Consider the following 10,541-nt stretch of genomic DNA (forward strand, 5'->3'; position numbering starts at 1 on the left):
CCAGGAAGTTCGTCACTTCGGTGCGGCCGTAATTGTAGATCAGCGTGCCCCAGTCCAGATGGCGGCCCTGGAGCGGATTGGCGTGCTCATAGAGCGAGGTGCCGTCGAAATGGCCGAGCCCGTGCGGATCGTCCGGGAAATGGCCCGGCACCCAGTCGAGCAGCACGCCGACGCCCTCGCGGTGGCAGGCATCGACCAGAGCAGCAAAATCATCGGGCGTGCCGAAGCGGCTGGTCGGCGCATAAAGGCCGGTGGGCTGATAGCCCCAGGAGCCGTCGAAGGGATGCTCGCTGACCGGGAGGAATTCGAGATGGGTGAAGCCCATGTCGCGGGCGTAGGCCGGCAGCTGCTCGGCCAGCTCGCGATAGGTCAGCCATTCATTGTTGTCCTTGCGCCGCCACGACCCGAGATGGACCTCGTAGATCGACATCGGGGCCGACAGTGAATTGATGCCGTCGGGGGCCGGGCGCGGCCGCGGCAGATGCGCTTCGTCGAACACGATGGAGGCCGTCTTCGGGCGCAGCTCGCTGGCAAAGGCCAGCGGGTCGGATTTCAGCGGCAGCAGATGGCCATGCGGTCCGATGATCTCGAACTTGTAGTGATCGCCGGACTTCGCATGCGGGATGAACAATTCCCAATAGCCGTTGCCGCGCACCCGCATGGGGTGACGCCGCCCGTCCCAGAAGTTGAAATCGCCGACCACGGAGACGCGCCTGGCATTGGGCGCCAGCACCACGAAGCCGACGCCGTCGACACCCTCGAGCCGCATCGGATGCGCGCCGAGCTTGTCGTAGATGCGCTGATGGGTGCCTTCACCGAGCAGGTAAAGGTCGAAATCCGTCAGGATCGGCGGAAAGCGGTAGGCATCCTCGAACTCGACGACGTCGTTGCCGAATTTTGCCCGCAGCTGGTAGTGCTTCGAGCCGTTGGGCAGGGAGCCGATGAACAGGCCTGCGTCGTGGACGCGGTCGAGCGGGGCGACCTCGCCGTGCTCGCCGACGGCCTCGACATTGACGGCCTCGGGCAGAAACGCGCGCACGACGCTCTTGCCGCCTTCGGGATGCAGCCCGAGATAGTGGAAGGGGTCGGAGTGGCGGCCTTCGATGATGGCATAGGCTTCGGCAGGCAATTTAGGCATGGGCTCCGCTCTCGGTACTGGACAGAATGCGAAGCAGTCCGGTTAGCGGCGCATGGAGCCCCTCAGGCCGGTGGGACAGCTCGTACTCTAGTTCGTCGAACACTTGATCAAGCAGGTAAAGTTTCAACAGGCCGTCCTCACACGGCCGATCCTTCGGCCATAGCCTGCGGTCGGTCATGGCTTCGCGGTAGGCGGACAGGAAGGTCGCGGTGGCGCGCTCTCGCCATTCGTCGAGCGCGGCCACGAGCCGGTCTTGCTCGTCGGAACCGCCCGTACGCGCGCGGCCCAGCGCCGCATGGACTGAAAGGTCGATCGAACGGATCAGGCCGGCGACGTCGCGGGCGGCCGGCGCCTTGCGGCGCTTGTTGGCCAGCGGTTCACGCGGATCGCCGTCGAAGTCGATGATGAAGATATCGTCCTTCACGATCAGAGTTTGCCCGAGCCGGAAGTCGCCATGATGACGGATGTTCAACCCGTCGATGTCGGATGGCAAGAGCGCATTCAGCCGGTCGAACAGCTCCGCGCGCGCGCCGATGAGCCGGTCGACCTGGGGCCGGTCCGTCTCCCGCAGCCCGTCGCGGCTGTCGGCCAACCGCTCCAGAACCCGCCCGGCCCGCGCCTTGAGGTCGGACAGCGCGGCCTTGATCTGGGCGGGGTCGATCGGCGTGGGGGCGAGATCATCGGGCTTTGCCGCGGCGAGAGCGACATGCAGCTCGGCGAGCCGCCGGCCGATCTGTGCAATGAAATGCAGATAGGGCGCCTGCTCCTGGGTCTCTCGCGGCATCTCGTCGGCCGGCGCCACGCGCTGCTCGTCGATATACCGGTCGAGATATCCGGTGGTGACGGTCCAGCCGTCGCCCTGGTTCTCGACACAGGCATGCAGCACGCCGAGCGCGCTGCGCTGGTTGCCCTCGACCAGCTCGACGCTGCCGAGCAGTGCCGGCGTATTTGGGAAGTTGGCGACCTCCGTCAGGTAGTAGCCGATCTCGATCTCGGGGCTGATGCCGCATTCGAGCCGGCGATAGATCTTGGCGACGTACTTGTTGTCGACCAGCGCGGTGCTGTTCGACTGTTCGATCGCGCGGATGCGTTCGGGCTCCTTGATGGTGTAGTCGGCAAAACGGCTGGTCGCCTTGAACTCCAGCCGCAGATTGTTCTCGTCCACGACCAGGTTTTGCGACAGACCTCGCAGCAACAGACCGATGAAGATCTGGTCGGTCGCGACGTCGAGCAGCGTGCCTTCGCGTGCGCCCTGGCGGACGGCGGCGAGCGCCTTCGGGTTGAAGCGCTCGCGGTCGAAGCGCACCCATTCGATCTGCATGGGCATCACGTACCGCGTCGTCACCTCGTCCCGCGTCGTCTCGAAGAACGCGATCCAGGGCCGGTTGTCGCCGATGTCGCTGAACGGTACCGCGGAGGTCAGCGTGGTCCGGATGTGCTTGGGATTGTTCTCGGGATACCAGCGCGTCCGCGCCAGGAATCCCGGCAGCACGTCGCGCTCGAACACGCCGCGCTCGCGGGCGAGCGAGACCCAGTTGGAGTTCACCGGCACGACCAGCGTCTCGAACTCCGGCACGGCGCGCGGCGTCACCGGCTCGGACTTGTCGCGCTCCTGCAGCTGGAACCAGTAGAAGCCGTAAGGTCCCAGCGTGATCATGTAGGGCAGCTCGCCGATCGCGGGGAAGCGCGTGCGGCCGAGCATCTCCTGGGGGATGCGGTCCTTCCACGGCGACAGGTCGAGCTCGGTGGCCTGTGCGGCGCGCGAGAGATTGGCGACGCAGAGGATCACCTCGTCGCGGTACTGCCGGACATAGGCAAGCACGGCGCGGTTGGCCGGGCGGATGAAGGTCATGGTGCCGCGGCCGAAGGCGAGCGTCGACTTCCGCACGGAGATCAGTCGCTTGGTGGCACTGAGCAGGGATGACAGGCTGCGCGATTGCGCCTCCACGTTCACGGATTGGTACCCATAGACGGGATCCATGATCGGAGGGGCGTAGAGCCGGGCCGGGTCGCAGCGCGAGAAGCCGCCGTTACGGTCAGGGCTCCATTGCATCGGCGTGCGCACGCCGTTGCGGTCGCCGAGATAGATGTTGTCGCCCATCCCGATCTCGTCGCCGTAATAGATGATCGGCGTGCCCGGGAACGACAGCAGCAGAGAGTTCATCAGCTCGATCTTGCGGCGGTCGTTGTCCATCAGCGGCGCGAGGCGCCGGCGGATGCCGACATTGATGCGGGCGCGCGGATCGTTGGCGTAGGTGGTCCAGAGATAGTCGCGCTCGACGTCGGTGACCATCTCCAGAGTCAGCTCGTCGTGGTTGCGCAGGAACAGCGCCCATTGGCAGCTTGCCGGAATGTCGGGCGTCTGGCGCAGGATGTCGGTGATCGGGAAGCGGTCCTCCTGCGCGATCGCCATGTAGATGCGAGGCATCAGCGGGAAATGGTAGGCCATGTGGCATTCGTCGCCGCGGCCGAAATATTCCTGCACGTCCTCGGGCCATTGGTTGGCCTCGGCCAGCAGCAGCTTGCCCTTTGAATACGCGTCGAGTTCCTGGCGCAGCCGCTTGATGATCGCATGCGTCTCCGGCAGGTTCTCGTTCGAGGTGCCCTCGCGCTCGCACAGATAGGGAATGGCGTCCAGCCGGAAGCCGTCGACGCCGGCATCGAGCCAGCGCTTCATCACCTGGATGATGGCGCTGACCACGCGCGGATTGTCGAAATTGAGATCCGGCTGGTGCGAGAAGAAGCGGTGCCAGTAAAACGCGCCGGCCTCGGGATCCCAGGTCCAGTTCGACTTCTCGGTGTCGGTAAAGATGATGCGCGTGCCCTGGTACTTCTGGTCGGTGTCGCTCCAGACATACCAGTTGCGGGCGCTGGAGCCCGGATGGCTGCGCCGCGCGCGCTTGAACCATCTGTGCTGGTCCGAGGTGTGGTTGACGACGAGCTCGGTGATGACGCGCAAGCCGCGCTTCTGCGCTTCCTGGATAAAGCGCTTGAAATCCTTCATCGTCCCGAAATCGGGATTGACCGCGCCGTAGTCGGCGATGTCGTAACCGTCGTCGCGGCCCGGAGAGGGGTAGAACGGCAGCAGCCACAGCGCGGTGACGCCGAGCTCCTGGAGATAGGGCAGCTTCTCGGTCAACCCGGCGAAGTCGCCGATGCCGTCATTGTTGCTGTCGGCAAAGGCCTTGACGTGGAGCTGGTAGATGATGGCGTCCTTGTACCAGAGCTCATCCACGATCTCGGCAGCCTCGATCTTCTTGGTGTCGACGGAAGACAGAACATTCATGGCGTGAACCCTTACGCCAGGCAGCGGAACAAGAGTGCCGGATCGCGGTCGGGATCGATACGCAACTTGATCCCGCCCCATTCGATGCCGGACTGCTCGCCGGTGAGGAGGTTTTCGAGTGTCGTCACATGGTGGCGCCGCCCACCCGCGTCGACGGTGACGTCGCCGAGCGGCAGCCAGCATTCGCGCGGATGGCGCGACAGCGCGATCACGGTGACGACAATGTCGGACGGATCGGTCGCCTCCTTCACGAAGGCGATCGTCTCGCCGTCCTCGATGCCGAGGAAGCGCAGGTTTGTCGTCTGCTGCAGCGCCGGATTCTCGTTGCGGATGCGGTTGAGCGCGGCGATGTAGTATTTGATGTTGCCGGGCTTGTTCCAGTCGCGCTGCCTGATCTGGTACTTCTCGGAATCCAGATATTCCTCGCGGCCCGGAATCGCCTCGTGCTCCAGCAGCTCGAAGCCGCTATGGATGCCGTAATTGCCCGACAGCGTCGCCGCCAGCGCGATGCGCGACTTGAACGCCCAAGCCTCGCCGCTTTGGAGGTGATAGGGCAACAGGTCGGGCGTGTTCACGAACATGTGCGGACGGTAGAAATCGCGCTCCGGGTGACGTGTCAGCTCGCCGAGATATTGCTCCAGCTCCCACCGCGAGGTGCGCCAGGGGAAATAGGTGAAGGATTGCGCAAAGCCGAGCTTGGCGAGGCCTTTCATCAGCTTCGGCCGTGCATAGGTCTTGGAGAACAGGATCACCTCGGGATGACGGCGGCGGATGTCGCGGATCAGCCACTCCCAGAACGCAAGCGGCGCGGTGTCGTGATTGTCGATGGCGAAGATGGTCACGCCATGGTCGATCCAGAACAGCATGGCGTCGCGGAATGCGTTCCACAGCCCGGCCCTGTCGACGGAGTCGAAATCGGGGATGACGATGTCGGAATAGGGGCCGTCCGCCGTCCGCACCGAGCGGTCTGGCCGCCATTTGAACCATTCCGGGTGCTGCGTCAGCCAGGGATGGTCGGGCGAGCATTGCACGGCGAAGTCGAGCGCCAGCTCGAGGCCGTATTCGAGGCAGGTGGCGACCAGTGCGCGGAAATCCTCGATGGTGCCGAGCTCGGGATGCAGCGCATCGTGGCCGCCCGCGGCCGAGCCGATCGCATAGGGCGAGCCGGGATCGCCGGCGCCCGCGACCGGGGCGTTGTTGCGGCCCTTGCGGCTCGTGTGGCCGATCGGGTGGATCGGCGTGAAGTAGAGCACGTCAAAGCCCATGGCGGCGATGTCGGGCACGCGCGCGATGCAGTCGCGCAGCGTGCCATGCCGGCCCGGCAAGGCACTCTGGCTGCGCGGCATCATCTGATACCAGGCGCTGAAGCGCGCCCTGTCGCGGTCGATCGTCAGCGGGAAGTGCTGCGAGCGCGTCAGGTCGGGCCGGGACTGGCTCCCGGCCATGGCTTCGCCGAGCTCGGTTGCGAGCAGCGCGGCGACGTCGCCGTTCCGCAAGTAATCCTCGCATTGCCTGATGATGATCGCGGCGGCGTCCTGCCCCGCGCCATGCGCCTTGGTCAAAAGGCCAGCGCCTTCGAGCGCATCGAGGCTGACATCGACGCCGGTGCGCCGCTTGCGCGCGACCGCGTGCGACCAGGTTGCGAACTCGTCGGTCCAGGCTTCGATCGCGTAGACATATTGGCCGGGCTCAGGGGGCGCGAATGCGCCGGACCAACGGTCATTGCCGTGATGGGTCATCGGCTCGCTCCGCCATTCGCGCTCCTGCTCCTTCCGCCAGATCAGCGCGGCCGATATCACGGCCTCGCCGTCGCGGTAGATGTCGGCCCAGACCTCGACCGGTTCGCCCACGATCCGCTTCACGGCGAAGCGGCCGCCGTCGATCGAGGGATAGACGTCCTCGATCAGGAAAGCGCCGCCGGCCGCAGCACTCTCGACAGTTTGAATTGTCTTGTTCACGGTGATGCCATTGACAAGAAAGCAGGAGCCCGTTTCCCTTGTCGGGGAACCCACGCTGGTACCATGATAGAAAGCCGCTTGTGTGTCATTGGTTCCCTGGGGAACGGCAAGCGCAGTCTGCGAGTTAAATCTGGCTAACCTCTTCCGCGACTTTGTTAAAATCAATAACCCTGGCCGGACAATGGCCTGCAAGCTGCGTGCCGAATGGATCTTTTAGCTCAAGCCCGGACCAAGGGCGTTCAATCCGAATTCGTCGACGCCCTCGGCAAGCTGCGGGTGACCGCGCCCGAGGCGCTCAAATCCATCCTCGACGCCCTGCCGGAGAAGCGGGTCTACCGCTTCGTCAGCGCGCCCGTCGTTGTGCGTGCGCTGGGACATCCGCGCACCGAATTGGCCGCCCTGGGCGTCCCACCGCTGCAGTGGAAGATCACCGACAATGGCACTGTGATCGCGCGAGGCGAGACGCGCGAACCCGTCATCGCCTGGCCCGACGGCCTGGCGCTGGGATACTACCGCCTGACGCTGACCGATGCCGGCGGGGTGAGCGAAGAGGTGCCGATGATCGTGGCGCCGGAACGCTGCTTCGGCGGCGATTTCGACCGCGGCTGGCTGCTCGCCGTGCAGCTCTACAGCGTCCGTTCGGACCGCAATTGGGGCATGGGCGATTTCACCGATCTCGCCGGCCTCGTCCGTCTCGCCAAGCAGCTCGGGGCCGACGGTGTCGGGCTCAATCCGCTGCACGTGCTGTTCGACGACCATCCGGCCGACTGCAGCCCCTATTCGCCGAACAGCCGGCTCTTCCTCAATCCGCTCTATATCGACGTCGAGGCCATCCCGGAATTCTCGGCGGAGCTCGTGCCCGACGCGGCCGCGATCGCGGCCCGCCTGCGTGAGGGTGATCGCGTCCCCTATACCGACATGGCGGCGCTGAAATGGCGCGGTCTGCGCGCCGCCTTCGACAGTTTCGTGACGAGCGCGAGCGAGGCGCGCCGCAAGGCGTTCGAGGACTTCCGTGCCGCCCGCGCGCCGCTGTTGTCGCGCTTTGCCTGTTTTGAGGTGCTGCGCCATCGCTTCGCCGGGCCGTGGTGGGAATGGCCGGCGGAATGGCAGCAGCCGGACGAGGCGAAGTGCGCCGGGCTGCGCAAGGGTCCTGATAGACGCGAGATCGAGTTCGTCGAGTTCGTGCAATGGACGGCGGACAGCCAGCTCCATGCCGCCAAGGCGCTCGCCAGCCAGCTCGGCATGCGCGTCGGGCTCTATCTCGACGTGGCCGTCGGCGTGCAATCCAACGGCTTCGATGCCTGGAACGAGCAGACCGCGATTTCCCGCCATCTCGCGGTCGGCGCGCCGCCCGACGTGCTCAACACCATCGGCCAGGACTGGGGTCTTGCCGGCTTCAACGCCGGTGGCTTAGAGGCGAAGTCCTTCGTGCCGTTCGCAGACATGCTGGCGGCCTCGATGCGTCATGCCGGCGCCATCAGGCTCGATCACGTTCTTGGCCTGAAACGGCTCTATCTCGTGCCGCGCGGCTTCAAGCCCGACAACGGCGCCTATGTGCAGATGCCGTTCGAGGCGCTGCTGGCGGCGGTGGCTTGCGAGAGCGCGGCCCACAAATGCATCGTGATCGGCGAGGATCTCGGCACCGTGCCGCAAGGTTTCCGCGAGACGATGCAGGATTTCGGCATCTGGTCCTATCTGGTCATGATGTTCGAGCGCGACGATGCCGGCCATTTTCGCAATGTCGACCACTACCGGCCCAACGCCCTGGTCACGCTGAACACGCACGACCTGTCGACCTATGCCGGCTGGCGCTCGTTCGGCGATCTCAGGATGAAGCGCTCGCTCGGGCTCGATCCCGGCGAGACCGACCAGGCGCGCTGGGATGCGCTCGGCAGGCTCGACGAGATCCTGCGGCAGAACGGCATCAGGGCGAACGATCTCTATTCGGTGCTCGCCTTCCTGTCGCGGACGCCGTCGCGGCTGCTTGCGGTGTCGCTGGAGGATCTGCTCGGCGTGGTCGACCAGCCCAACATTCCCGGCACCATCGACGAGCATCCGAACTGGCGCCAGCGTCTTCCTGTCGCACTCGACAAGATCGCCTCGAAGGTCGACCTCACGGCCTTGCGAGCGGCGACGCGGGAACGGTCGTTGAACGGCGGGAGTTGATCGGCGGGGCTTGCAAGGTTCGAACGACATTGTCTCAGAAGATCGAGGACTATGCGCTGATCGGCGATTGCGAGACCGCGGCGCTGGTCGGGCGCGACGGCTCGATCGACTGGCTGTGCTGGCCCGCCTTCGATTCCGACGCCTGCTTTGCCGCCATCCTCGGCACGCACAGGAACGGCCGCTGGCTGATCGCGCCCAGCGAGGGTGCAGCCACCATCTCGCGGCGCTATCTCGGCAATACCCTCATCCTCGAAACGCGGTTCGAGACGAAGAGCGGCACCGTCGCGCTGATCGACTTCATGCCATTGCGCGGCCAAGCGTCCGACATCGTGCGGCTGGTGCGCGGCATCAGTGGCACCGTGAAGATGCGCATGGAGCTCGTCATCCGCTTCGGCTTCGGTGCCGACATTCCTTGGGTGCGGCAAATCGACCATTCCTTGTTGGCCGTAGCCGGCCAGGACATGACGGTGCTGCGCACGCCGGTCGAGACCCGCGGCGAGGATCTGACCACCGTCTCGGACTTCGAGGTCAAGGCAGGCGAGACGGTGCCTTTCGTGCTGGCTTACGGTCCCTCGCATCTCGACCCGCCCGCGCCGATCGATCCCGAACTGGCGCTTCGGGAGACCGAAAGATTCTGGGAGGATTGGTCCGGCCATTGCACCCGCGACGGCGACTATCAGGAGCTCGTCCTCCGTTCGCTGATCACGCTGAAGGCCCTGACCTTCGCGCCGACAGGCGGCATCGTCGCGGCACCGACCACCTCCTTGCCCGAAAAGCTCGGGGGCGGCAGGAACTGGGACTACCGCTTCTGCTGGCTGCGCGATGCCACTTTCACGCTGCTGGCGCTGATGAACTCGGGCTACACTGAGGAAGCCCTGGCGTGGCACAATTGGCTGCTGCGCGCCGCCGCGGGTTCACCGGCGAACATGCAGATCATGTACGGCATCTGGGGCCAGCGGCGCCTGCTGGAATGGGAAGCGGGCTGGCTCGACGGTTATGAGGGCGCGAAGCCGGTGCGCGTCGGTAATGCCGCACATGCGCAGCTGCAGCTCGACGTCTATGGCGAATTGATCGACGCTTTCCACCAATCGCGCATGGCGAAGCTCGAGCTGGACGAAGAGACTTGGACGCTGGAACGTGCCGTGCTCAAGCATCTGGCCGAAGTTTGGGACCGGCCCGATCACGGCATTTGGGAGCGGCGCGGCCAGCCCAAGCACTACGTCTTCTCCAAGGTGATGACCTGGGTCGCCTTCGATCGCGGCATCAAGAGCGCCGAGACCTTCGGCTTCAAGGCGCCACTCGTGCACTGGCGTGTCTTGCGCGACGCGATCCATCGCGACGTCTGCAATAATGGCTTCGATGCGGAGGAAAATGCTTTCGTCGAGTCCTATGGTTCGAAGATGCTCGACGCCAGCGTGCTGCTGCTGCCGGCCGTCGGCTTCCTGCCGCCGGACGATCCGCGCATCCGCGGCACCATCGCCGCCGTCGAGACGCGGCTGATGCAGGACGGCTTCGTGCTGCGGCACGACCCGTGCGAGCTTCCCCCTGACCAGCCGCCGCTCGAAGGCGCGTTCCTGGCCTGCACCCTGTGGCTCGCGGATGCCTATGTGCTCTCGGGCGATCTCGACAAGGCGCAAGTTCTGCTCGACCGCGTGGTCGGCATCGCCAACGACGTCGGGCTGCTGGCCGAAGAATACGATTCCGTGGCCCGCCGACAGACCGGCAATTTCCCGCAGGCGCTGACCCACATCGCGCTGATCAACACCGCACAGAACCTTTCGGCGGCTAGGCAAAACAGCGAAAAGCCTGCGATGCAGCGGTCGAAGCAGTAGGCAAGAGCCGCGAGGTTCTTTTGCCGCCACGAGGAAGGTGCGCTCCCTCTCCCGCTTGCGGGAGAGGGCTGGGGAGAGGGCTTTATCCGCTGGGCGAGAACCCCCAAGAGGAGAGAACCCTCACCCGCCGCTTCGCGGCGACCTCTCCCGCAAGCGGGAGA

The 10,541-nt window shown here is 65.2% G+C and carries 5 protein-coding genes; 2 read left to right on the forward strand and 3 right to left on the reverse strand.

Annotation, left to right across the window (positions count from 1 at the left end; all coding sequences use genetic code 11):
• The 3 genes from JHD07_RS21685 to JHD07_RS21695 form a co-directional block, all read right to left on the reverse strand.
• Positions 1–1,138, reverse strand: a 1,138-nt coding sequence (locus JHD07_RS21685; RefSeq protein WP_291625611.1) for an alpha-amylase family glycosyl hydrolase, incomplete at its 3' end; no start/stop codon positions are given.
• Positions 1,131–4,424 (reverse strand): maltose alpha-D-glucosyltransferase, encoded by a 3,294-nt coding sequence (treS, locus tag JHD07_RS21690; RefSeq protein WP_291625612.1) that lies wholly within the window; start codon positions 4,422–4,424, stop codon positions 1,131–1,133. The genes JHD07_RS21685 and treS, both read right to left, overlap by 8 nt.
• A gap of 11 nt (positions 4,425–4,435) precedes the next feature.
• Entirely contained in the window at positions 4,436–6,382 is a 1,947-nt protein-coding gene (locus JHD07_RS21695) for a maltotransferase domain-containing protein (protein ID WP_291625614.1), read from the reverse strand.
• A 204-nt stretch (positions 6,383–6,586) separates the two neighbouring features.
• Here JHD07_RS21695 and malQ point away from each other — a divergent pair, with 204 nt between their 5' ends.
• Both malQ and JHD07_RS21705 read left to right on the forward strand, forming a co-directional pair.
• Entirely contained in the window at positions 6,587–8,548 is a 1,962-nt protein-coding gene (gene malQ / locus JHD07_RS21700; RefSeq protein WP_291625616.1) for a 4-alpha-glucanotransferase, read from the forward strand.
• A 29-nt stretch (positions 8,549–8,577) separates the two neighbouring features.
• Complete coding sequence (locus JHD07_RS21705; protein WP_291625618.1) at positions 8,578–10,380, forward strand: glycoside hydrolase family 15 protein; 1,803 nt, start codon at positions 8,578–8,580, stop codon at positions 10,378–10,380.
• The last annotated feature ends 161 nt before the right edge of the window (positions 10,381–10,541 follow it).

The organism is Bradyrhizobium sp. (genome assembly GCF_016462955.1).
Lineage (GTDB): Bacteria > Pseudomonadota > Alphaproteobacteria > Rhizobiales > Xanthobacteraceae > Bradyrhizobium.